This is a genomic window from Halotia branconii CENA392, from assembly GCF_029953635.1.
In the GTDB taxonomy this organism is placed as follows: domain Bacteria; phylum Cyanobacteriota; class Cyanobacteriia; order Cyanobacteriales; family Nostocaceae; genus Halotia; species Halotia branconii.
The window spans coordinates 6,760,483-6,783,823 of sequence record NZ_CP124543.1 but is presented as its reverse complement, the minus strand read 5'-3'; the positions used below and the strand labels follow the sequence as shown (position 1 = coordinate 6,783,823).

Below are 23,341 nucleotides of genomic sequence, written 5' to 3'. Positions count from 1 at the left end.
ACCTGCTCCTTGGTAAATTTATTGTGGAGGGTTTTTCTATTCTAAATAATATTTCCTATGACGAAAAGAATACTATTAACTTCTTTTGACATTTGGCTTCAAGATCAACAGTCAAATTCTTCTAATGATTTATTATTAGAAGTCGCTCAACTTAATTCTATCCCCTATGACTTAACTTTTTTACACCAGTTGCCTGTAAATGTGCAGCTTGCTAGTTCGCAAGTGGTGCAAAAAATTGATCAATTTCAACCAGATTATATTGTCTGTTGTGGCATGGCTGCCAGCCGGAAAAAATTAAGTATAGAAGTCAGTGCTAGCTGTAAAGAAAGTGTTTTGCAAACAACTGTTGATGTGGAAAAATTAATCTGGGGAGCGATGGAAATTGAGATTAGCTATGACTGCGGTAAATTTGTCTGTGAGGGTCTTTATTATTCGGTGTTGGATTATCTGCAACAAAAACAACTCACAACACATTGCATTTTTGTTCACATTCCAGTTTTAACTTCAGAAAATTTGCCAGTAATTATGGCTGATTTTGTATTAATTATTAACAGGCTGGCACTTTCATAAAGTTGCCTGCGTCTTTTAGGTGAACCAAATATCCAAGTATATGTTGCCATTGTTACTAAATTTACTGCTTGCCCAGTCAACTCCTGCTACACCACCACCTGAAGAAGTGGTGCAACCACAACAAGTTCGCCCTTTACCTGGCCAGTTAAATAACATCCCGACTTTTAATAGCAATAGTCCAGAATTAGTCTTGAAAGAGGGAATTTTACTTTCTACTTTTCCACCAGCCGGGAAAAAAGTACCTACAGCGCATTTGAATTTTCCTTTTCGGGGTCGATTTGATGTTTTTGCCCACCACATTGCCAGGGCGGAACCACCAGAAGATTTACGATCGCTATATTTAGGAATAATTCTGCATAATCCTGGTTCTAAACCAGTGAAGGTGAATATTTTGCAGGGGGCGAGTTATTTAAGTCAACCAGATGCACCTTTTATCGATTTGCCATCTTTAAGTCGAAATACTCTAGGTACAGTTTACTCTGGCCCAGGCGATCGCGTCATGTCTGATGTTCTTAGAGGACGGCGACAAAATATTTTTCCTGCCCAAATTGAGATTTCACCAGGGCAAAGTCAGATGTTACTCAATTTGCCAATTCCTGTGCAAGGTCTAACACCACCTTTAAATGGTCGGTCTACGTTGGTGCGATTGCAAAGTAATGACACTGTCTATGCGGCTAGTATGGCAATGTTTGCCAAGACGAATGCTGATGGTAGTGAACGTGCGCCTTCTTTAGCAGAATGGCAAAATTTACTGGACAATGGTGATTTATCGGGGCCACGCGATAAAACTCCCACACCTTTAGCAGAAACTGGTAAACCCATAATTTATGGACGTGTAGCGGGAGTTGCCAGTGGTACTCAATGGAAGGCTTTATTAACAGATACTCCTAAGACTAAATATTTGACTATTCCCCAACCTGGTCAAGTGTTTTCCTATGCTCTTGATACATTACATGGTGGGACTTTAGGAACTGATCAAATTCAGAGTGCAAACATGCTAGTACGCTATCTTGATACTGCATATCGCGCTCATGGCAACTATGGTATTCAATACAGTCTGAAGTTGCCGTTGTACAACAATACTCAAAGTTTGCAAACTGTGGCTGTATCTATGCAAACGCCAATCAAAGAAGATCAGTTGGTGAAACCAGGACTGCGCTTTTTCAGTACACCAGTTCGTCAAACCTTTTTTAGGGGAACTGTGCGGGTACGTTATCAAAATGATCAAGGTAAGCCACAAACCCAGTTTATGCATTTAGTACAAAAGCGAGGACAACCAGGGGAACCGTTGGTTTTACTCAATATGAAATCAGGCGATCGTAGATTAGTTGAAGTAGACTTTCTTTATCCACCAGATGCTACACCACCGCAAGTATTAACAGTGGCAACTCAATCTTCAACTAAGTAAAAATTCAGGCGTTGCTGAATCCAAAGATGAATTTCACTTGCCGTATACCGCCCATAATAGACGCAAAGAATTTACTTTCAATTGTGGTAACAATCTCAATTCATTCTGCAAATATGCAACGCTAGAGTTTTAATATACTGAACTTTGCTAATTTCATAGTACGATCACCCATGAAAACGCGATAGTAACTCTTCACGATTAGCTTGTAAGAGTGAGTCCATATATTCATCGGGGGATAATTTCAATAAAGCGGGAATAATGCCTTCCAAAGAAGCATCAATATCCCCAAAGCGCAGTTTTAAAATCTTAGTAATAGTTGCCCTTCGTTCTTTCTGGATACCTTCTCTTTCCCAACTGGTGAGAATTTCCATATATACCTCCTTGTCGGTTAATCCCATTCTATCGGCTGTGGCTTTAAACACTTCTTCCTCCACAGCATTCAGTTCCAAATACACACCCACAAACCCCGAAATTAATTGCATTCGCGCTGGATCTAACTTCAATGTTGTTAACAATCGTAAACATTCTGCCTTCACCTGCGGACGTTCTGGCACAGAAATATTCATCTTTGCCATCAACGCCGCTGCCACTGGATTATGTTGCGTTATAAAATCCCGCCAGCTTAGGCGATTTAATTGAATTGCTGTAAACTGAAATTCCAAAACTTTTAAATCAGGAAACTTGACACAATAATTTTGAGGTTCAGCACGTTTTGGTTCATCAAAAGAGAAAATTACCACAGGATAAATTGGTAAATCGTATTTTTCATGCAAGCGTGCAAAATATTTAAACATCCGCTTGGCAAATGCTGACTCAGTGTAAGACTGATTTTCAACGTGAATTAAAAAATAAGTTTCCTGCTGCTGATAACGCACCTGTGCTAACAAATCAATTTCTTTCTTTTCCCCAAATGTAACATCAGTAAATACATCTTGGGATAAAAAATGAATAGAATTGCGGTCTATTTGGCTGACTACTTGAGGCAGGAATAAATCGAGAAACTCAACAAAAAATGTAGATATTAATTCTTTGAAAAGCCTGTCATGATCAATCATTCTAGATATTGACTAATTTTATTGAAAACCCTTTGCTGTTTTCTTTTGTCCTTTATTCTTGGGCTTAGATTTATTCACTTCCGTTACAGCTTCTTGAAATAAGTTGTGCAGATGGATAGGAACACTAGCAATATCTGGTAACTCTGGTTTTATTGGTTTGTTAAATTCTTCTAAAAGCGGATCTAAATCACTGGCTAGACTAAATTCGGGACGTTGCAAAACTGTTTGCAATATCTTTTCTAATTGATTTGGGTGCTGTTCGGCTAATCTGTGCCAGATAAAGGCATTAATACTTTTATCTTCAAGGTAATAACGAATGAGTTTTTCAGCACCTTCAACGCTTTGCCAGTCATCAGCTGACAAAATGGTTTGCATCTTAGTGTATGTTGGCAAAAACATTTGTCCCCAACGAGGATGAGAAAAAGTTGTTACCTGTTCTGCTTTTTTAAGTTCAGCAGGTAAATCAACTTTTGGCATGACCATTTTGCTATTGTTCTTCAACATTTGAGAAACAACTTTAGCATCAGCACCAGCTTCTTTTGCGGCTGCCTCCATTTCCTCTTCTGCAACCCCAGCTGCTTTTGCCATTTCAGCTAAAGATTTGGAAGTATCAATTCCTGCATCCGCCAAGCGTTTCTCGGTGATTAATTCTTGAAATTCAGCGATTTTTTTATTCAACTGGTATCCTGGCAGTGTAATTTCATCACTGCCAAAAAATTCAATAAATTGTTGGTGATATTGTACTACTGATTCCCAAGCTTCTTCTAATAATTCTGGAGCATCGCTATAAAGATTATTTTTATAATTTTCTTTAAAGTTACCAATGGCAACTGCAAGTTTAGGCTTACCTAATTTACCCATAATTGTGTAAGGGCCAGAAAACATCCAATAGCTATCAGTTACAGGAGAAATTCTAGTTAATAAGATTTCTCCTATTTTTAACCGCGATATTGCCTCTAATGTTTGGATGTTATTTGGCTTGACAATGTAGTGTTTATCTGTGAGCCAATTCATTAACTCAAAGCCATCGGGTAAAATTTCAGTAATGGCAAATAAGCCAATAAAACTATGATGCCAGCTATCAATTAAGCTGCGATCGCTTTGTGTCAAATTTGGATGACTTTCTAAAAACAATTCTAGTGGTGATTGTTCGCCAACTTTGCCTTCTGTAATAAAACGGTCAATAATTAAGTCTTGCTGTGTACTATCTCCACTACCACGGCGCAACTGTGTAGCAGCATAAGTTTCCAGTGCTTGTGCTAATTCGCCTTCTGCATCCAGAACAAAATCAACTAAAGCCTGTTTAAGTTCGTGCGATCGTTCTAATATGGCATCCACAAGCAAATCTCTCGGTTCAACAGTTGTAAATTATAACCTTAAAAATAATTACCGCATCTAGCTACTGCTAGATTTTTAGGAATACTTAGCGGGTTTAGAGAACATATTTTGAAAAGTTGATGACCAAAAAGTAGAGGTACGGACACTTACCGCAAATGCGCTGATACTCCCATATTCCATCTTCATAAATTCCGCAATAACACGGTTACGTTGATTTGTACTTCTGATCAAAACTGCAATCATCCAGTTTATTAGGGTGCATTTATGACTAGCCCCGCAATGCCGATGATCAGAGTCAATCTGGAAAGAGCAAAACTGTTAGTTAAAGAGTTGGAGCGCTCTACCTACACTCAACTGAGTGCTTATTGTTTAGAGGTTTTGCATGAAATTGGCTGTAATGATACTGAACTTCCAGACAACTTACAAACTCGTGAGCAGCAGTTAAATTTCATCGCAGGCTTTGCATCTTATGCTTTTGGGGAGGTGGAAAATGTCTAGAGCATTATTAGAACATATTTTTAATCATTCAGAATGTGACCAAGAAATGGCGTTACCTAGAACAGATGGTAACTTGTTAGTTGCAAGTGATGACCAAGATATAGCTTTACCAGCAACAGATGAGGAATTGGTACTTTTAACCGAAAGACTTTTAGAGGTTGAAGTCCCTACAAACGTTTTTTTCCAAGCTGTAGCCATTGCTGCTTACGATTGTGGATCTGCTTTTCGCTACGCTGATAACTTTCTCAATAACTTTAAGAAAGCTGAAGTTTAGCTAAGTATTATCTACACGAATTACGAATTACGTCAACTAGGCTGTGGAATGATCAGGTTAATTAAACTATCAATCAGGCGATCGCTTGACATTGGCATTGTATATTTGCCGTGAAGCATCTCCATAGTCATAATATACGACATCACCGACCCCGCAAAAATCCGTGCTGTGGCTTCTGGGTCAGAAATCTTCAGTTCTGGATGGGAAGCTAGGTATTGGGTGAGAATCTGGATACCTAATCCAAAACCATTGCGAATAAATGTCTGCGCTAGGTGGGGAAAACGTCCCGATTCTGCAAATACTAATCGGATAAAAGCAAGATATTTCTGATCGTTCAAAATTTGAGTCAGCAACGTTATTGCTACTTGACGTAATACTACTTCAGGCTCCCCTTGCAGAATTTGGGAGTTAAATAAAAATTGAAACCGTTCACTAACTATTCGCTCTATTAAAGCTGTGAACAGTCCTTCTTTGTCTTTAAAGTAACTGTAGAGGGTCTGTTTTGATACTCCAGCTGTTGCTGCTACCCGATCCATACTAGTGTCTGCGTAGCCGTGCTGGAGAAACTCTTGCATGGCTCCTTGTAAGATTTGCTCAGGCTTACTAGTGTACGAAAAATTTGGTAATACAGATAATTCTGGTAACTCAGTGGTGGGAAGATTGACTTCCGGACTGATAGCTTTAACGCGAATCAGTTGGCGAACTACGGCCGTCATTGGTACTCCCTGACGTTCTGACTCAGCCTTCAACAGGTAAAGCTCACTTTGGTTGAGTGTAACTCTTAGACTATAGTCTCTTGGTTGTTTCATTTTTGTATCATTTTTTGGAGTAAATATTTTAAGTGATTTTTGATAAAGAATCTCTAAAAATTCATGTACGATAATTCCGCTTAATCTGTATAATTACGATATTAAACTTAAAAATTTATGCGATCGCTCTAGAATTTCCTAGAGCAGCAAACCATACAGTCTAGTTTATTGTAGACATCTCTGCTTTTGGAGACAATAAAATCATGGCTCAGTCACTTTCGCCGCCCCAAGAACCCGTAGATACTACTGGATCAGCGAAAAAAAAGCGTAAACTGTCTCCACGTTTACTGATTTTGTTGGGTTTGTTACTCGTAGGAGTGGGCGTAGGAGTGTGGTATTTTTTATCATCACATTCAAAAAATAACATTCTCCGGGTAAGCGGTCGCATTGAAGGTTACGAAACCGATTTAGGAGCCAAAGTCGCAGGTCGAATTGAATCTGTAGCCGTGCGAGAAGGAGATGAAGTTAACAAAGGTCAAGTAGTTGTTCAATTAGACGATGCAGAAATTCAAGCGCAACTTCAAGGAGCAAATGCGAATTTAGATGCTACTAAAAAGGCAGAAGAACAAGCACGGTTGCAAATTAATCTTTTGCAAAGTCAAGTTTTAGAGAACCAGCTTTATGTAGAACAAGCGCGGGGAAATGCTCAAGGTCAGATTTTTCAAGCCGAATCATCAATAGCTTCTGCTCAGGCGCAACTCAATCAAGCGATCGCCCAAGTAGAACAAGCTCAATCTGAGTTGAAACTTGCTAAAATAAATCGCGATCGCTTCTCTAAATTAGTAGCAGAAGGAGCCGTCACCACACAGCAATTTGACCAAGCTCAAACCACCTTTGAAACTGCTCTTGCTACCCTCAAATCGCGTCAAGCCGCAGTCAATTCTTACCGCAAATTAGTTAATTCTGCCCAAGGACAACTAACACAAGCTCAAAGCACAGGGTTAAATCCCTCCATCCGCAAAGCCCAATTAGCGGGGTTACGCACACAATTAGCACAAACACGACTGAAACTAGCAGCAGCTCAAGCTGATGTTGCCAATGCCAAAGCTTCCCAAAAAGAAATTAAAGCTAAAATTGCCGACTTAAATGTCATCAGTCCAATTACAGGCGTAGTCATCAGCCGCAGTGTAGAACCAGGAGCCGTAGTTACCACAGGTAAAACCTTACTGACAGTAATTAATCCCAACACAGTTTATCTACGAGCTTTCATTCCTCAAGGCAACATTGGTAACTTGCGAATCGGTCAACAAGCTCAAGTATTTTTAGATTCAGCACCCCAAAAAGCCCTAATTGCCCACATTGCCGCTGTTGACACCCAAGCATCTTTCACCCCTGAAAATATTTATTTCCAACAAGACAGAGTAAAACAAGTTTTTGGCGTAAAAATCACCATCGACAACCCCAGTGGATTAGCCAAGCCAGGAATGCCAGCAGATGCCGAGGTTAGGATAGCAGAGGAGCAGGGGGGCAGGGAGCAGGGGGCAGGGGAGGCAGGGGAAGCAGGGGAGGCAGGGGAGGCAGGGGAGAATAACTAATTTATTGATGCTCCATGCCCAATGCCCACTTGCCCTGAGCGACTTGTACTGAGCGTAGTCGAAGTAAGCCGAAGGGATGCCCCATGCCCCATAACATTATGACTATTATCACGCCATCTACTAAAAGCCACGTTGATACAGAAGTTATCCAGGTCAGCAGCTTATCTAAACGTTACGGTAAATTAGTTGCTGTTAAAGGAATCGATTTTGCCGTCGAACCAGGAGAAATCTTTGGATTGATTGGCCCTGATGGCGCGGGAAAAACCACGACATTTCACATTTTGGGTGGTGTCATGGAAGCATCATCTGGTGATATCCAGATTTTAGGAAAACTACCACGGGATGCTCGTTTATCTATTGGTTATCTGACACAACAATTTTCGCTTTATCTCGACTTGAGCATTGATGAAAATCTGCGTTACAGCGCCGGATTGCGAGAAGTTCCTGATAAAGTTTTTGAACAGCGTCGCCGTAAATATCTGCGATTAATGAGTTTAGAGAAATTTGGCGATCGCTTGGCTGGTAGATTATCTGGTGGGATGAAACAGAAGTTAGCTTTGTGCTGTGCGTTGATTTCCCAACCCGAAATTTTGTTATTAGATGAACCGACGACAGGAGTTGACCCTGTATCGCGGCGGGAATTTTGGGATGTTCTGGCTGCTGTGGCTGCGGAGGGAGTGACGGTAGTCGTAGCGACACCTTATTTGGATGAAGCCGAAAGATGCGATCGCATTGCTTTAATGTATGAAGGTGAAATTCAACAAATTGGCACTCTTGCCCAATTGCGTGAGAGTTTGGGTTTACAACGTTTAGAAGTCCGGACTAATCAAATTGCAGCGGCAGAACAAGCACTGCACGAAGCAACTCACAACAAACAAACATCGATTGTAGATGTGCAAACCTTTGGCGATAGATTAGACGTATTAGTTAAAGATCCTGCGATCGCCTCAACCGCAGTACAAAATATTTTCACTCAGCAGCAACTACAAATCGAGGATATTCAAACTTCCGAAGCCACCTTAGAAAACGTTTTTGTGAGCCGTTTACGTGCAGCGGGGAATGATCCAGAATTTATTCCTTTTCCGCGTGTGCAGCAGGAAACTAAAAAAACTAACAGAGAAATTGCTATTGGTGCAAATCAACTGAGAAAGGTTTTTGGCGACTTCCAGGCAGTTAAGGGTGTAGATTTAGAAATTCGCTATGGTGACATTTACGGATTACTAGGAGCTAACGGCGCAGGAAAGACAACTACTATTAAAATGCTCTGTGGTTTATTAGAACCAACATCAGGGAAAATTTCTTTAGCTGGACAAACTCAGAATTTGCGTAGTCGAGCCGTGCGCCAACGTATTGGCTATATGAGCCAAAAATTCACCCTCTACGATGATTTGACTATTGTTCAGAATCTACAATTCTATTGTGGAGTTTATGGTGTGCCAACTCGATCACGTCGTACCAAAATTGATTGGGTACTTGCAACCTGTGGCTTAGTGGGTAGAGAAAATATGCTTACAGGTCAACTACCGGGAGGATGGAAGCAACGGGTAGCTTTTGGTGCTTCGGTGATGCACGAACCAGAAATTTTATTTTTAGATGAACCAACATCAGGAGTAGACCCCTTAGCGCGTCGGCAGTTTTGGCGATTGATTAATGAATTTGCGAGATCAGGGACAGCAGTACTGGTTACAACCCATTATTTAGAAGAAGCAGAACAATGTAATCGGATGGGGTTCATGGTGGCGGGTGAAGTAGTAGCGCAAGGTTCGCCCACAGAAATTAAAGCTGCTCAACCTGGTCAATTAATGGAGATCATCACCGATAAAACTCAAGCTGCTTCTAATTTACTTAAAACACATTTAGCACCGTGGCGAGTATCAATTTTTGGCGATCGCTTACACTTAGTTCTCGATCATCCAGATGCAGATATTTCTCGTATCCGTTCCATTTTACAAACAGAAGACATCAATATTAACTCTCTGCGACCCATTCCTTTTTCCCTTGAAGATGCCTTTATTGGTATCGTCCAACGCACTGAGGAAGAATAAGGCAGGGGGGCAGGGAGCAGGGGGAATAAATAACAACTGACAACTGACCACTGACAAATGACAAATGACAAATGAAAAGAATCTTGTCGCAATGCCAAAAAGAATTAGCACAATTTCGGCGCGATCGCCTGACTTTAGCATTGGCATTTCTTTTGCCATTGATGTCCTTAATTATCTTCGGTTTTGTAATTCGGCTGGAATCTAAAAATATTCCTTTATTTGTCCAAGATTTTGATAACAGCCCTCTGAGTCGTGCTTACACTGAGCGATTATTTGCTACTAATCAGTTTGAACCAATTAATAATTTTAGTTTCCCTATTCTCAATTCAAATAAGAATTTACAATCCCAAATTTCCAATCCTCAAGATGTCATTGATAAAGGATTGGCAAAAGCCGCTGTAGTAATTCCACCTGATTTTAGTAGTCGAATTAAATCAGATTTACCTAGTACAGTGCAGATTTTAGTTGATGGCACAGATGTTAATAATGCCCGGATTATCAAAAATAGCATTCAGGCAACAACAAGATTTTTTTTGAGAAATTCTGGTTTACAATCCTCCACCGATGAGATAATTGCCCGTATCAGGCTTTGGTTTAACCCTGGGAGAAAAGAGTCTTTATATATTGTACCGGGTGTTTTTGCAGTGATTTTGTGGATTTTCCCTTCATTAATTACTGCGATCGCTATGGTACGTGAAAAAGAAAAAGGGACAATTTTACAAGTTTATGCTTCTAGTCTCAGCGCTGAAGAATTGCTATTAGGAAAAGCTTTAGCTTATCTCTTAATTGGCATTATCCAAGCCTTATTAATTATGGTGATAAGTTTAATAATTTGGCAATTGACTTTAGTAATAGAGCCAACACCATTAATAATTGGTACACTCATATTTTTGACAGATAGTATTATGTTTGGTTTATTCATTGGTGTTAGGGTCGCCAATCAAAACTCTGCGGTTCAGGCTGTGTCATTATTAGGTTTTTTGACAGCTTTATTGTTATCTGGATTCATTTACCCCATCAGCAATATTCCCTTTCCCCTTTCGCTATTTTCTGCTATTGTTCCAGCCCGTTATTACATTAATATTACTCGTGATGCTTACGTGCGTGGTACTGGTTGGCCAGGCGTTTGGTTATCAATTATCATGCTTAGTCTTCTGGGATTTTTGCTATTTAATGCAGCACGTAAGGTATTAAAACGAATGCAATTATCGGATTAGTCAGTTGTCAGTGGTCAGCGATGCACTGAGTTTCGACACTTCGACAGGCTACTTCGACTACGCTCAGTACAAGTCAGTGCAGCGCTGCGCGGTAATCGAGTTTCGACTACGCTCAACTGCCGCGAAGTCGAGATTCAACTACCGCGTAGTCGAAGTGTTGTCAGTTGTCAGTGGTCAGTTAATTACTGCCCAATGCCCCATGCCCAATGCCCAATGCACAAACATTACTACTATGAAATCGATTAAGCGTTTATTCAATAGCCGATTTTGGAGTTTAGTTATTAAAGAATTTCACCAAATATTGAGGAGTAAAGAAACACTCGTATTATTAATAATTCCTCCCACAATCCAAATGCTACTTTATGGCTTTGCCCTCAATCCTGATGTGCATTATTTGAAATTGGGAGTTGTCGATTATGCCAATACTTATGAAAGTCGAGAATTAGTTTCTACCTTGACTGGAAATCAAGTCTTTACGGTAGATCAATATCTGTTCAATACTGAAGATTTAGGTGAAGAAGTACGACGAGGAAAAATTACAGCCGGGTTAGTTATTCCACCGGATTTCCAAAGTAATTTATCAACAGATCAATCTGCTGAAGTTCAGGTTTTAGTTGATGCCGTAGATGCTAACACTGCGGGGATTGCTCAAGGTTATTTAAATCAGATTATCGGTCAATTTAGTCAGGGTTTATCATCTAATCAAGCACCGCCTTTAATCAATACTCAAACAATTTTTCTTTATAATCCTGGATTAGCAAGTAGTTGGTTTTTTGTCCCAGGGGTTTTAGGATTAGTTTTGACACTTATTAGTTCTTTGGTTTCTTCAGTGACAGTTGTCCGAGAAAAAGACACAGGAACCCTAGAACAACTTTTAATGACTCCCGCAGAAGCTTGGGAAATTTTATTAGCGAAAATTGTGCCGCTGTTTGTTCTTTTGATGGGCGATGTTATCTTAGCTTTGAGTTTAGGGAGATTAGTTTTTAAAGTACCTTTTCGAGGAAGTTTAGTTTTATTTTTAGGACTATCTGGACTTTATTTATTTGTAGGAATTGGCATTGGGATTATGTTAGCCACAGTTTGCCGGACTCAGCAACAAGTTGTACTGACATCCTTTTTTATTAATTTACCTTTGATTCAACTTTCTGGTGCTATTTCTCCTATTGAAAGTATGCCCATAGTATTTAAGTACCTCTCGCTACTAAATCCGTTGCGTCATTATATAGCGATCGTGCGCGGAATACTGCTCAAAGGTGTAGGCTTGGAGGTACTTTGGTTAAATGCGATCGCACTTCTGCTTTTTGCTATAGTGCTTTTATCCATCAGTATCAACAATTTTCGTCGTCAACTTAGTTAAGCAGGCATTAAAAACTTTGCTGCTGTTTGGACATCTTTATCACCACGCCCAGAACAGTTAATCACAATTTTAGGACTACCGCTGAGTTGAGGACATAAAGTTTCCAAGTAGGCGATCGCATGAGCGGTTTCTAAAGCTGGTATAATTCCCTCCAAACGGGACAATTGCTGGAATGCCGCTAAAGCCTGTTCATCAGTCACACTATAATATTCAGCCCGGCCAATATCCTTCATATAGCTGTGTTCTGGCCCTACACCAGGATAATCTAAACCTGCACTAATCGAGTGTGCCTCAATTATTTGTCCATCCTCATCTTGCAGCAAATAGCTCATTGCTCCATGCAATACACCTACTTGTCCTTTTGTCAAGGTTGCTGCATGTTTTGTAGTGTTGACACCTTCTCCGGCTGCTTCCACCCCAATTAATCTTACAGACTGGTCATTGACAAATTCGTAGAATAATCCCATCGCATTGGAACCACCACCCACACAGGCTATCAAAATATCAGGTAATCCGCCCCATTTTTCTATTGCTTGGGCGCGAGTTTCTTGTCCAATCACAGCATGAAAATCACGTACCATCATCGGGTAAGGATGAGGTCCGGCTACGGAACCTAAGATATAATGAGTCGTTTCGACATTCGTCACCCAATCTCGAATTGCTTCCGAAGTTGCATCTTTTAAAGTTCCTGTTCCCGCCTCTACTGGACGAACTTCGGCTCCCATCAGCCGCATTCTGAAAACGTTTAAGGCTTGGCGTTCCATGTCGTGAACACCCATATAAATTATGCATTCCAGCCCAAAACGAGCGCAAACTGTCGCTGTCGCAACTCCATGTTGTCCAGCACCTGTTTCGGCAATAATTCGCTGTTTACCCATGCGCTTTGCCAACAATACCTGAGCAAGGGCATTATTAATTTTATGAGCGCCTGTGTGATTCAAGTCCTCACGTTTTAAATAAATCTGCGCCCCTGTGCCATCTGGGCGGGCATAGTGACTGGTAAGGCGTTCAGCAAAATACAACGGTGTAGCGCGTCCTACATAGTCTCGCAGCAGTTGTTGTAGTTCTGCTTGAAAACTAGGATCATTGCGGTATTGCTGATAAGCTGTTTCAAGTTCTGCAAGAGCAGGCATCAGTGTTTCCGGGACGTACTTACCGCCAAAGCGTCCAAAGCGTCCTTGTATATCGGGAACCTGAGCATTTGAGGAAGAAGTTGGAGAGAGGGGGGTTGTAGTCACGGACTGATTCCACTACAGAACGAACTCCACTATTATAGGAAAGTCTGAAGCAGATAAGATACGATCTTTAGTAGAGATTATAAATGTAAGGGAAAAAATTTACCTCTACGACCCTTAGTACATATTAAGTAAAACTCTTTTTTCAAAGTCAAGTATTGATATGTCTTCCAACAAAAATTTTGCCTACCGCGAATTTGGCGACGATAACTCTCCAGCCACAGAAAGACCAATTGCAGAACTACCCCCACAACAACAAAATCTGAAAGTGCAAGCTTCTCGCAAAGGACGCAAGGGTAAAACTGTGACTGTGATTAGTGGTTTTCAAGCCAAACCCGAAACTTTGGCAGATTTAGTTAAACAATTGAAAACCCAGTGTGGTACGGGTGGCACAGTCAAGGATAATGAAATTGAAATTCAAGGAGATCATAAACAGAAGATTCTGGAAATTTTGACCAAGCTAGGTTACAAAGCTAAAATCAGCGGGGGCTAGTAATTTGTAGTTAAAAAAATGATTTTTTAACCACCAAGACTCTAAGACATTAAGCTCAAAACTGATAGTTTTTATAAAAACTCGCTGCTATCTTCTGAAAAAGGGGTGCATCCCAGTTTTTATTTGACAACAATAGAATAAGTGTCATTGCGAGGAGGAACGACGAAGCAATCGCATTGACTTGTTTTTAGTCAGAGATTTTGCGATTGCTTCACTCCACTTCGTTACGTTCGCAATGACGTTCAAAAAAGTGGGATGCTCCCTGAAAAAGTTAATTTTCTTCATCACTATCTGCAAAATTAACTTGCTCGTAAAGGTCACTTAATTGAATTTGAAAATCAATTGTTTGCATTTCTAAAGTTGCAGATTCGCCTTCAAGTTCAGTAAATAACCATTGACCTGCCGCAGTTTTGACATATTGCATTACATGATGATGATATTGATTGATTAAAATATATTCTTGAAATTCAGGGATAGAACGATAATATAAAAACTTATCTCCTTGGTCGTAGTTTTTTGTGGATTTAGATAACACTTCCGCAATTAGTAAAGGATTCATGACAGTAGTCGTATTCGTTCCTGTATAAACAGGTTGTCCCTGAATTACCATCACATCTGGATAGGTGTACTGACGATATCTGGGTATCCACAAGCGAACATCACTAATATAAATATCATAATTTCTACCTTTCAAAGCAAACTTCAAATAGGCATAAAGGTTGCCTGTGATTTTATTATGATTAGTAGTACCACCCGTCATCGGAATAATTTCTCCATTGCAGTATTCGCTTCTAAATTGCGCCTTCTCTTCAAGTTCTAAATATTCTTCTGGTGTGTAATAACGTTTTTGTGTTTCTAATTGCATAAATTTACCATCTACTTAATCAGTTAAGGCATGAGATAAGGCATGAGGCGCGATAAATTTCTGTCTCAAAATTCTCTTTGTTTAGGAAATGTCTACTAATTGTCTCCTCCTTTTTGCCAAAACTGTCCTAATATTTCGCTTGGTTTACGATCCCAGGTATCAATATGCTCGTATATCAAAGTATCTGGACTGAGTTTATATGTTGAATAGCCATTAAACAAAATACGTGCTTTCCAGGGAACACGTAAAACCCCGCGAACAGTCCACTTTGCTAAAATAATATCTTCTGCTGATTGATACACTTCATGTACATCAAAATAAATTTGTGTGAAAAATAGCCGGGCGTGAAATCGCAGCGTCCAAAATATAATGCGATAGTTGAATTTCCATTTGAATTTATTCACCGGGTCTTGAAAGTAGATATCTTGTGTATAAATGTCATAAGAAATATCTTTTTTAAAAAGTGTTGGCAAGTCTTGTTTAAGAGTTTCAATTACTTGCTCTACTTGTAATTTATTTTCCACTGTATTAAACAAAATAAAATGTTGCTAAAGCTATAAATTATCAAAGCATACTTTTATTTTATGCTAATGCGATCGCCCTTCGCAGCAAAGCTGACACAGTCAGCTCAAAAAATTTGAGCAGCTGTTAAACTGAGGAACATAAGTATAAGTTGCCTTTGCTAGCAGAAGCGACACAGCAAAATCCGCAGCAGCCGTTAGATTATGACCAAGCAGTATTGGAATTGAAAGCCGCAGCAGACGCAGATACCGACATTGCCCAATCTGTGCAAGAAGTAGAAGCAGCAGTAAATGCTGACCCTGAAGTAGCGCCAAAAGTCCAAGCTTGAGCAAATGGGTTAAACTCGCAACCTGCAACCGTCTACGCTCCAGTGTAATTATAGAATGAGCAGATCAACAATGAATTAATGAAAACTTACCAATGAATAAAGAACTGACTCAAGCGATCGCCTCCGAAATTCAGTTATTTCAGAATATCGAACAAAAAGAAAACTTTATTTTTTTAGTCGGTGCTTTAATTACTAAAGTAATTAGCCTAAAAAAAGCTGCGGAAGTCATGCAGCTAGAACCAGCAGAATTACTTAAAATTCTAGACCTAATGGGAATTGAATTTTCGTATCTCTGTGAAGAAGATATTGTTTTAGAAAAAAGCTGGTGAATGAATGCAGATTATTCTTAATTCATCGCCACTGATTTTTTTGTCAAAATTGAACTATTTGAATCAGTTTTTTGAATCTCCTGATAATTTCTACATTCCTCAATCTGTTGCAGATGAAATCAAAGCTAAATCAGATCCATCTAGCCAAACTGTTCAAGCTCTAATTAACACTAGTAATCTTAAAATTCGATCATCCAAGTTAATAACTCTTGTCAATAGTTTAAATCAACGCTTGGGAAAAGGAGAATCAGAAGCTATTGCCTTGGCAATTGAGTTAAGCACAGATTATGTTTTGCTAGATGACTCAACAGCCAGAAGAGAAGCCATAAGACTCGGTTTAAATATCAAAGGTACGTTAGCCGTTATTAAGAAATTGAGCAAAGATGGCAAAATCAGTATTAAAAGCTTGGATGAGCTTTATCAACAACTTATGAAAATTGAGTTTAGAGTTAAAAGGTCTTTGTTTGATCAAATCTTTTCTGAAGATTGATATTAATGAATGTTCTTATTTCATTAAAGCATTATGGATACTGGGTTTCACTTTATTCTACCCAACCTACGCATCTGTTGCTGTACGTGAAAATTTAGCATATCTACGCGATCGCCTTACCTCAGAGCAATAAAATTCATGTTCCCAACTCCATCAATCAAGCTTTTATCTCCAAGTTCCGAGTTCCAAACACGAAGTTTCATGTTCTGAACTCCAAGTTTCGTGTTCGCAGGTGCAATGATGGTGTTTTGAAGGCGATCGCTTTTGTTTTGAGAGGGAATGATGGTGTTGTGGGTGTAATCGCTTCACCTTTTTGCTCGAAGTTTCGTGTTCCAAGTGAGAATGATGTTGTAGAGCAGCAATCCAGAGGTCATTTTCATCAAAACCCAAGTCTGTTACTTGAGTTTTTCTGCGTTTGCTTGTATCTTTGGGGTTAAATTGTCTCATTAAGGCTGCTTTAAGTTGGCCATAAATGCTAGCAGTGTCTTCTGTAACGCTATAGATACGTATAATGGTATTTCTGAAACCCTTGCTGTGTAAGAATATTGAAGAAAAAATAGGCTAAAGTTAAAAACGCTGAAACCCTTGCTATTAAAGGATTCTTATATTTTAGATGCGTTTGCCCTGACCAAGAACCTGCAAAGTCTAGAAGAAATTAAATCATTGTTTCACGAATGAAGTTTAATAAACTCATCTACAGCGGGAATGGAAATTACAAATTCCGTTCCCGCTCCTAAAACAGAATTAACTTCAATTATTCCGCCATGCTTTTCTTCCACAATTTGCCGAGAAATAGCTAGTCCTAATCCTGTACCTTTGCCAATTGCTTTGGTGGTAAATAAATGGTCGAATATACGTGTTTTTATATCTTCACTCATTCCTTTACCATTATCAGCAATCGATATTTTTAAATTATGGTTTTCAATTGCAGTTTTAATGATAATTTTGTGAGGATCTGCTTGAATATCATGAAAACTACGCTCGGTATTTGATTCATCTAAAGCATCAATAGCATTAGCCAGAATATTCATAAATACCTGATTTAATTGTCCAGGGAAACATGGAATTGGTGATAAATTAGCATACTCAGTGATCACTACAATTTCTGGACGTTGTTCGTTAGCTTTGAGGCGATGTTTGAGAATTAAAATTGTACTATCAATACCTTCATTAATGTTAAATAGCACTTTATATTCTTTATCGGCACGAGAGAAAGTTCTTAAGCTGGTGCTAATATTTTTCAATCTGTCACAAGCTATCACCATTGCATCGATCATCTTCGGGAAGTCTTCTAAGCTATAATCTAAGTCAATTTCTTCAGCATGATCGATAATTTCCTCCTGGGGATTGGGTAAAGTTTTTTGATATAGTTTCAGGTGTTCGGTGATGTCAGCCAAAGTAGGTTTAGCTTGTACAAGACTTGCAGAAATAAAGCCAAGAGGATTGTTCATTTCATGGGCTACCCCAGCAACTAAGTTACCTAGTGCAGACATTTTTTCATTTTGCACCATTTGTAGTTGGGCTTTTTGTAGTTCTTGTAGAGCTTTTTCAAGTTCCTGGGATTTTTGCTCAATTGCAGCTTCAGCACGTTTGCGATCGCTAATATTAATTAGCATTCCATCCCATACCATTTCACCATCCTCTTTGCGTTCTGGCTGAGAAGCAGCTTTTACCCACTTGATATTCCCATTCGGTGTAACAATGCGCCACTCATGTTGAAATGGGGTAAGATTTTGTGCTGACTCAATAACTGCCCGAAAGGCCTCTGCTCCATCGTCGGGATGTTCAAAATCACGCAGGCTATATTTCCCTGAGAGGAAATCTTCTGCTGGGACTTCGTAAAGAGTTTGACACCCAGAACTGACGTAGGGTACTGAAGCTGAACCATCGGCTTTAATGCGGATCTGATAAATCATGCCAGGAACATTATCTGCCAGTTTTTGAAAGCGGGCTTCACTGAGTCGTAATTTTTCTAGAGATTGTTCTAACTGTTGAGCATAAATTTGTGAATCTTGATACAGCCGGGCATTTTCCAGAGAAATCGCCGCTTGGATACAAAGAAAGTTGAGAATGAGGATGCGATTACTCGTAAATACACCACTGGTGGAGCGATTCTTCAAATACAAAATTCCAATTAAATGTCCTTGATTGAGAATCGGCAAGCACAGCAAACTTTTTGGTTGTCGTTGACGTAAATACTCATCGATTACAGGTAAATTAGTTTTGAGTTCGTCAATCATCACAATTTCTTGAGTATTTTTGACGTAGTGTATCAACTTGAGAGGTAAGTCAGGATTGCTTTCTAGGGGTTGGGAATACAGTTTTATGGTTTCGGGTGTGGCAATGGCTCTCACCTGCCATTCTCCTTGACTATTAGGTAGGATTAAGGCACAGCGATCGCCCCCAGAATGTTGGAGAATAATCTGAGTCAGTTGGTACAGCAGTTCATCTAATTGAATCGTACCAGAGAGGCTTTGAGAGGCTTTGAGGATAGCAGCAAAATCGAGAGTATTAATGCTGATGCTAGAGTCACGGCTCAAATCAGTGGAGCTATGAACTGAAAGCTGAGTAGCGTTCTGTGATAGCGTTTCCAGTACATTCAGAGGTTGTACTCCCTGCTGGAGAATAACGTGCAGTAAATTGGGGTAGCGATTTTCCAAATCCTCAGTTTTGGCTTTTGCGCCCCAATGAGCGTAACAGTAGTAAGCTTCTTGCATATAGCCTGCCGCTACCTTCTGTTTGCCCCAACTGAGGTAAAATTTAGCTGCCAGTTCATTGCTGAGTGCTTCTTCTTGCACATAACCGTATGTTTTGGCTTGGGCAATAGCTAAATCGTAATGTTCTATTGCCTCAGCAAATTCACCAAGCACTCGATAGCGTTCTGCTGCCACAAGTGAACAGCGATGTTGATGATTGAATGGAGCATGAGTAGCCCAAGTTTGTAGTTTTTCTTGATGGGCATTGATTCGCTCTAAAATAGCTGATTGTTCATCAGCGTTAGCATCGGTGTAGCGTGCTAGATGAATTAAAGCATCATAAAAAACTCGGACAACTGCGACAAAATAGCCAGTTATAGCATTACTATACTGTTCTGCTAAGGCTGCTTGTTGTGAGGCTGTTTGGTATTCTCCGAACAAATAACACAGAACAGCTTGATTGAAATGAAGATAGAATAACCCCGTGCGATTGCTAACAGCTTGTAAGCTGGGCAAAATTTCGGCGGCATTGAAGACTTTGCCCTGCAAACAATAGGGAACTTCAGCTTGTCCCAATAAATTGAGAATTGCTTGCAGGTAACAATCTAGATATTTTATCGTTGCTTCTTGTTTGACCTGGCTGATGACTTGCCGATAAGTCTCCATTTCTTTAGCCAAATCATTTAATTCTCGACCACTCCAATAGCTACATTGACTATATGACACTAGGTTCAACGCCACGCATACCAAATCTCCGGTTTCTAAGCCGCTGTGATAACCTTCTAGTAAACATGGGATACTGTGATTTAATGGTTCTTTCCAGTGCCGAATAAAGCTGTTGACAACAAAATAAGCTCTGCTTTTAAAAGCGTCGATCTGGTATTGTTCTAGTAACTTTAATGAAAGTTGCCCAAATTCATACCCAGCATCAATATCTCCCATCAAACCACAAAGAGTCATGCCGTAGTCTGCATAGGAAGAGATAGCAAAAGATGAATTGCCAAACCCGATAGCCATCTCCACTTGCTTAGATGTGAGTAGTGGTAACAGTGTCGGTTTACCAATAAATGCAGAAGAGACTAGTGTAGTCATTATTTGCATGGCTGCCAGTTGATGCGGCTCGCTCATTACAGGTAAATCCAGCAAGCTTAAGGGTGCGCGCCCCATCCATAGTTGCCTTGTCTGTTGGGTTGCTGTGCTAATATCTGCCATAGTCGGTTGTTCGGGAAATTCCACGCCGAGTAATTTCAGCACTTGCAACCCAGTCTCAACTACTTTGGCAAATTGACCTTGAGACCGAAATCCCGTCATTCGGGTTTCATAGACTTTGATGGTGTCCAGCAAACAAGTAGCAGATTGCAACACAATGTCACCCCACACTGCTAGCTTGTCAAAGTCTGTATTCAAGCAGGCAGCTTCCAGACGCTCGTGATGCAAATTCAGGGTCAATTCGTAGTGTACTGTCCAGGTATTAGAAGGTAGTAAATCAATGCCTTGGATGAAGTAGTTGACAGCAGCATTATAGGCAACCGCCGCTTTTGCTTTGCGCCCTGCGATTAAATTCAGTTGGGCTAACTCAAGTTTTTTCTCAGGCTGAACGAGCAAGTCAATACCTATATTCAGGTGGTTGACAATTTCAAAGATATTTGCTTCTAGTTCAGTTTCAGGTGTACTAGCGTGTAATAATTGACCGATCGCCAAATGGGTTGTTTGTTTGCCATCTTCCGCAATTAGCTTGTAAGCAGCTTGTTTGATGCGATCATGCAGAAAGCGATAAGTTAAATTGACACCGCGATCGTCAACCCTTGCTTGGGAATCAAGTTCGCTATTCTCTGCTTGAAAGAACTTGTAACTCTGGCTGGTTGGTACAATCAAGCCCTCTTGCAACGCTTTCCATAACGCTGTCGCCGCATTGGTTGGAGATTGCTGTGAAACGATCGCCAAGGTTTTTAAATCAAAACAGTTGCCAATGCAAGCGGCTAGCTTCAGTACATTTTGCGTTTTGTTAGGTAATTTCTGCAACTGGTAGGTGAGAAATTCCACCACATCATCGGTAAGAGATAGTGCCTTAATTTGGGCAATATCGCATTCCCAGTAACCTTGATGGCAATTAAAAGTAATCTGCCCATCTTCGTGTAAGCTTTTGAGAAACTGGGTGAGAAAAAAGGGATTACCTTGAGTATTGCGATCGATTAATTTTGTCAGGGGAAGCGTTAGCGAAGCGACTCCAAAGGAGTCTCGCTCGGTCGTACAATGCAAGGTATCAGCAACCAACTGATTCGTATCACTCAAAGTCAGGGGGGCGAGGGTAATTGTATTGACAGTCTTTCCAGCTTTCTTCAGTTCCTCCACCGTCAAGATAAACGGGTGGGCAGCTTGTACTTCATTATCTCGATAAGCCCCTAACAACAGCAGATAACGCCGATCTTCCATCAGCAGTTTAATTAATTGTAGGGAAGCTAAATCTGCCCACTGCAAATCATCTAAAAACATCACTAAGGGATGTTCTGCTGTGGTAAAGACGGCAATAAACTTTTGGAATAATAAGTTAAACCGATTTTGTGCCGCACTTGGCGACAGTTCTGGCGCAGGCGGTTGTTTGCCAATCACTCGCTCTAGTTCTGGAATCACCTCAATAATAACTTGGCCATTGTCTGCCAGAACTTCTAGAATCTGGCTTTGCCACTCGGCCAATTGTGCATCAGACTCAGACAACAACTGCCCCATCAAATCGCGCAAAGCTTGCACAAAAGCAGAGAAGGGAATATTGCGATTGAATTGATCGAACTTACCTTTAATAAAGTACCCCTGCTGCCGGGTAATGGGCTTGTGAACTTCATTGACGACGGCAGTTTTACCAATCCCAGAAAATCCCGCTACCAGCATCATTTCTGCTGTGCCATTGGCGACACGCTCAAAAGCTTGCAACAAGGTAGCAACTTCTGATTCTCGTCCATAGAGTTTTTCGGGAATTAAGAAGCGATCGCACACGTCCCGCTTGCCAATCGCAAAATCTCTAATTTCTCCTGTATCTTTAAGTTGCGCCAAACAAGTTGCTAAATCATGCTTTAATCCCAACGCACTTTGATATCTATCCTCGGCATTTTTTGCCATCAACTTCATAACAATATCAGAAAGTACCTGCGGAATGCCTGCTCTGTTCCCTGTTAAGAGTTCCCTGTTCCCTAATGCCGTAGGCATTTTAGCAATATGACAATGTACCAACTTCATCGGGTCATCCGAGGTAAATGGTAACTCTCCGGTTAATAATTCATAAAATGTCACACCCAGTGCATAAAAATCGCTACGGTAGTCTATGCCTCGGTTCATTCTGCCGGTTTGTTCGGGAGAAATATAAGCAAGTGTACCTTCTAAGACATTGGGATTTTTAATTTCTTGGGTTTCTTTAGGTAACAGAGAGGCAATACTAAAGTCAATCAGTTGAACTTGTTTTGTTTGGGGATGAATGAGAATATTGGCAGGTTTGATGTCTTTGTGGATAACACGGTTGTGGTGTAAATCGTGGAGAATATCAGTTAATTGAATGGCGATCGTTAAAAGTTCTACCAGAGAAAGAGTAGTGGTTTGAATGTATTCTCCTAAAGCTACTCCTCCCGTATCTTCCATTACCAAAATATAACCATTGCCATAAGGTTCTAATGATAAGGGATGAATGATTCCGGGAATGTTGAGATTTTTGCTAATGGTATATTGGTTGCGAAATTGTAGTAATTCGTTGAAGTTGGGATATGCTGAGGTCAAAAGTTTGATGACGACTGGGAGTCTATCTCGCTCTCGAATAGCTTGATATACTCTGGTTCTGGAGCCTGCATACAGTTGAGAGCTAATTTGATATCCAGGAATGATCGGGCTGGTGTTTTGTGTAGCCATTTATATGTATTCTCATAAAAGTTGCTTTTTGCTTCTCTTTAAAAAGCCATGCAGATTGCATCTACACTCTGCTAGTATTCCCATCAACGCTTGCATAACTCGCCCCTGATACACTAAGTTTTCTCAACAATTTTAGCTTGTTGATAATAGATTCAAATAATGGTATTTCAACGGCAGAATTAAGGTGAATTTCTGGCATGATTCTGGCAGTTTGATGGCAAATACAAGGATTTAGGTAATTTGGCTATATGAATGCCGTGCCAGTTTTGAAAGTTGTGTATTGCCCATTCGTCGCAAGCGTCGTAATCTTGACAAGGCGACCAAGACAACATCCATTCAATGTCTTCTCGAATCTATGCATTAGTCGCATCTTTCTTAACAAAAGA

The 23,341-nt window shown here is 40.2% G+C and carries 20 protein-coding genes; 12 read left to right on the top strand and 8 right to left on the bottom strand.

Features of this window, described 5'->3' with window-relative positions:
- The first annotated feature begins 57 nt into the window (after positions 1-57).
- Positions 58-570, top strand: coding sequence for a pyroglutamyl-peptidase I family protein (locus tag QI031_RS29800; RefSeq protein WP_281483146.1), 513 nt, complete (start codon positions 58-60; stop codon positions 568-570).
- Between the two features lie 40 nt (positions 571-610).
- Positions 611-1,978 (top strand): DUF3370 domain-containing protein, encoded by a 1,368-nt coding sequence (locus QI031_RS29795; RefSeq protein ID WP_281483145.1) that lies wholly within the window; start codon positions 611-613, stop codon positions 1,976-1,978.
- A gap of 164 nt (positions 1,979-2,142) precedes the next feature.
- On the opposite strand, the gene QI031_RS29790 is transcribed toward QI031_RS29795, so the two are convergent.
- On the bottom strand, positions 2,143-3,033 hold the full coding sequence (locus tag QI031_RS29790; protein ID WP_281483144.1) for an Rpn family recombination-promoting nuclease/putative transposase: 891 nt from the start codon (positions 3,031-3,033) through the stop codon (positions 2,143-2,145).
- 18 nt (positions 3,034-3,051) lie between these two features.
- Positions 3,052-4,371, bottom strand: a complete 1,320-nt coding sequence (locus QI031_RS29785; protein ID WP_281483143.1) for a DUF7986 domain-containing protein — start codon at positions 4,369-4,371, stop codon at positions 3,052-3,054.
- 264 nt (positions 4,372-4,635) lie between these two features.
- Here QI031_RS29785 and QI031_RS29780 point away from each other — a divergent pair, with 264 nt between their 5' ends.
- Together QI031_RS29780 and QI031_RS29775 are read left to right on the top strand one after the other, a co-directional pair.
- Positions 4,636-4,869, top strand: a complete 234-nt coding sequence (locus tag QI031_RS29780; protein ID WP_281483142.1) for a hypothetical protein — start codon at positions 4,636-4,638, stop codon at positions 4,867-4,869.
- Positions 4,862-5,143, top strand: a complete 282-nt coding sequence (locus QI031_RS29775; protein WP_343217832.1) for a hypothetical protein — start codon at positions 4,862-4,864, stop codon at positions 5,141-5,143. The genes QI031_RS29780 and QI031_RS29775 overlap by 8 nt, the downstream gene beginning before the upstream one ends.
- Positions 5,144-5,175: 32 nt before the next feature.
- Here QI031_RS29775 and QI031_RS29770 read toward each other — a convergent pair whose 3' ends face one another.
- Entirely contained in the window at positions 5,176-5,952 is a 777-nt protein-coding gene (locus tag QI031_RS29770; protein WP_281483141.1) for a TetR/AcrR family transcriptional regulator, read from the bottom strand.
- A 203-nt stretch (positions 5,953-6,155) separates the two neighbouring features.
- Here QI031_RS29770 and QI031_RS29765 point away from each other — a divergent pair, with 203 nt between their 5' ends.
- The 4 genes from QI031_RS29765 to QI031_RS29750 all read left to right on the top strand — a co-directional run bounded on the left by QI031_RS29765 (position 6,156) and on the right by QI031_RS29750 (position 12,106).
- Positions 6,156-7,487 carry an HlyD family secretion protein gene (locus QI031_RS29765; RefSeq protein WP_281483140.1) on the top strand — a complete coding sequence of 444 codons (1,332 nt, stop codon included), beginning with the start codon at positions 6,156-6,158 and terminating at the stop codon, positions 7,485-7,487.
- Between the two features lie 83 nt (positions 7,488-7,570).
- Entirely contained in the window at positions 7,571-9,532 is a 1,962-nt protein-coding gene (locus QI031_RS29760) for an ATP-binding cassette domain-containing protein (RefSeq protein ID WP_281483139.1), read from the top strand.
- A 71-nt stretch (positions 9,533-9,603) separates the two neighbouring features.
- Entirely contained in the window at positions 9,604-10,749 is a 1,146-nt protein-coding gene (locus QI031_RS29755; protein ID WP_281483138.1) for an ABC transporter permease, read from the top strand.
- Between the two features lie 10 nt (positions 10,750-10,759).
- Complete coding sequence (locus tag QI031_RS29750) at positions 10,760-12,106, top strand: ABC transporter permease (RefSeq protein ID WP_281486157.1); 1,347 nt, start codon at positions 10,760-10,762, stop codon at positions 12,104-12,106.
- On the opposite strand, the gene trpB is transcribed toward QI031_RS29750, so the two are convergent.
- Positions 12,103-13,344 (bottom strand): tryptophan synthase subunit beta, encoded by a 1,242-nt coding sequence (trpB, locus tag QI031_RS29745; protein ID WP_281483137.1) that lies wholly within the window; start codon positions 13,342-13,344, stop codon positions 12,103-12,105. The two genes, QI031_RS29750 and trpB, sit on opposite strands and share 4 nt — an antisense overlap.
- 160 nt (positions 13,345-13,504) lie before the next feature.
- On the opposite strand from trpB, the gene QI031_RS29740 reads away from it, so the two are divergent.
- Positions 13,505-13,834 (top strand): translation initiation factor, encoded by a 330-nt coding sequence (locus QI031_RS29740; RefSeq protein WP_281483136.1) that lies wholly within the window; start codon positions 13,505-13,507, stop codon positions 13,832-13,834.
- A 271-nt stretch (positions 13,835-14,105) separates the two neighbouring features.
- Here QI031_RS29740 and QI031_RS29735 read toward each other — a convergent pair whose 3' ends face one another.
- Both QI031_RS29735 and QI031_RS29730 read right to left on the bottom strand, forming a co-directional pair.
- On the bottom strand, positions 14,106-14,699 hold the full coding sequence (locus QI031_RS29735) for a Uma2 family endonuclease (protein WP_281483135.1): 594 nt from the start codon (positions 14,697-14,699) through the stop codon (positions 14,106-14,108).
- A 95-nt stretch (positions 14,700-14,794) separates the two neighbouring features.
- Positions 14,795-15,223 (bottom strand): C6orf136 family protein, encoded by a 429-nt coding sequence (locus QI031_RS29730; RefSeq protein ID WP_281483134.1) that lies wholly within the window; start codon positions 15,221-15,223, stop codon positions 14,795-14,797.
- A 149-nt stretch (positions 15,224-15,372) separates the two neighbouring features.
- Between QI031_RS29730 and QI031_RS29725 the strand changes: the two genes are divergently transcribed.
- The 3 genes from QI031_RS29725 (at position 15,373) to QI031_RS29715 (ending at position 16,368) form a co-directional block, all read left to right on the top strand.
- The gene (locus QI031_RS29725; RefSeq protein WP_281483133.1) at positions 15,373-15,549 is read left to right on the top strand and encodes a hypothetical protein; all 177 of its coding nucleotides are present in this window, start codon (positions 15,373-15,375) and stop codon (positions 15,547-15,549) included.
- Positions 15,550-15,641: 92 nt separating this feature from the next.
- Positions 15,642-15,878 carry a hypothetical protein gene (locus QI031_RS29720; RefSeq protein ID WP_281483132.1) on the top strand — a complete coding sequence of 79 codons (237 nt, stop codon included), beginning with the start codon at positions 15,642-15,644 and terminating at the stop codon, positions 15,876-15,878.
- A gap of 4 nt (positions 15,879-15,882) precedes the next feature.
- Entirely contained in the window at positions 15,883-16,368 is a 486-nt protein-coding gene (locus tag QI031_RS29715; RefSeq protein ID WP_281483131.1) for a PIN domain-containing protein, read from the top strand.
- A gap of 165 nt (positions 16,369-16,533) precedes the next feature.
- Here the strand turns inward: QI031_RS29715 and QI031_RS29710 are convergent, their stop codons facing one another.
- Positions 16,534-16,815 carry a hypothetical protein gene (locus tag QI031_RS29710; protein WP_281483130.1) on the bottom strand — a complete coding sequence of 94 codons (282 nt, stop codon included), beginning with the start codon at positions 16,813-16,815 and terminating at the stop codon, positions 16,534-16,536.
- Between the two features lie 221 nt (positions 16,816-17,036).
- On the bottom strand, positions 17,037-22,955 hold the full coding sequence (locus tag QI031_RS29705) for a trifunctional serine/threonine-protein kinase/ATP-binding protein/sensor histidine kinase (protein WP_281483129.1): 5,919 nt from the start codon (positions 22,953-22,955) through the stop codon (positions 17,037-17,039).
- Positions 22,956-23,341: the final 386 nt, after the last annotated feature.

Excerpts from the sequence above, each read along its gene's own strand:
- QI031_RS29800 (WP_281483146.1), top strand. The coding sequence starts at position 58 with ATGACGAAAAGAATACTATTAACTTCTTTTGACATTTGGCTTCAAGAT.
- QI031_RS29795 (WP_281483145.1), top strand. The coding sequence starts at position 611 with ATGTTGCCATTGTTACTAAATTTACTGCTTGCCCAGTCAACTCCTGCT.
- QI031_RS29790 (WP_281483144.1), bottom strand. The coding sequence starts at position 3,033 with ATGATTGATCATGACAGGCTTTTCAAAGAATTAATATCTACATTTTTT.
- QI031_RS29780 (WP_281483142.1), top strand. The coding sequence starts at position 4,636 with ATGACTAGCCCCGCAATGCCGATGATCAGAGTCAATCTGGAAAGAGCA.
- QI031_RS29775 (WP_343217832.1), top strand. The coding sequence starts at position 4,862 with ATGTCTAGAGCATTATTAGAACATATTTTTAATCATTCAGAATGTGAC.
- QI031_RS29770 (WP_281483141.1), bottom strand. The coding sequence starts at position 5,952 with ATGAAACAACCAAGAGACTATAGTCTAAGAGTTACACTCAACCAAAGT.
- QI031_RS29765 (WP_281483140.1), top strand. The coding sequence starts at position 6,156 with ATGGCTCAGTCACTTTCGCCGCCCCAAGAACCCGTAGATACTACTGGA.
- QI031_RS29760 (WP_281483139.1), top strand. The coding sequence starts at position 7,571 with ATGCCCCATAACATTATGACTATTATCACGCCATCTACTAAAAGCCAC.
- QI031_RS29755 (WP_281483138.1), top strand. The coding sequence starts at position 9,604 with ATGAAAAGAATCTTGTCGCAATGCCAAAAAGAATTAGCACAATTTCGG.
- QI031_RS29740 (WP_281483136.1), top strand. The coding sequence starts at position 13,505 with ATGTCTTCCAACAAAAATTTTGCCTACCGCGAATTTGGCGACGATAAC.
- QI031_RS29735 (WP_281483135.1), bottom strand. The coding sequence starts at position 14,699 with ATGCAATTAGAAACACAAAAACGTTATTACACACCAGAAGAATATTTA.
- QI031_RS29720 (WP_281483132.1), top strand. The coding sequence starts at position 15,642 with ATGAATAAAGAACTGACTCAAGCGATCGCCTCCGAAATTCAGTTATTT.
- QI031_RS29715 (WP_281483131.1), top strand. The coding sequence starts at position 15,883 with ATGCAGATTATTCTTAATTCATCGCCACTGATTTTTTTGTCAAAATTG.
- QI031_RS29710 (WP_281483130.1), bottom strand. The coding sequence starts at position 16,815 with ATGAGACAATTTAACCCCAAAGATACAAGCAAACGCAGAAAAACTCAA.
- QI031_RS29705 (WP_281483129.1), bottom strand. The coding sequence starts at position 22,955 with ATGGCTACACAAAACACCAGCCCGATCATTCCTGGATATCAAATTAGC.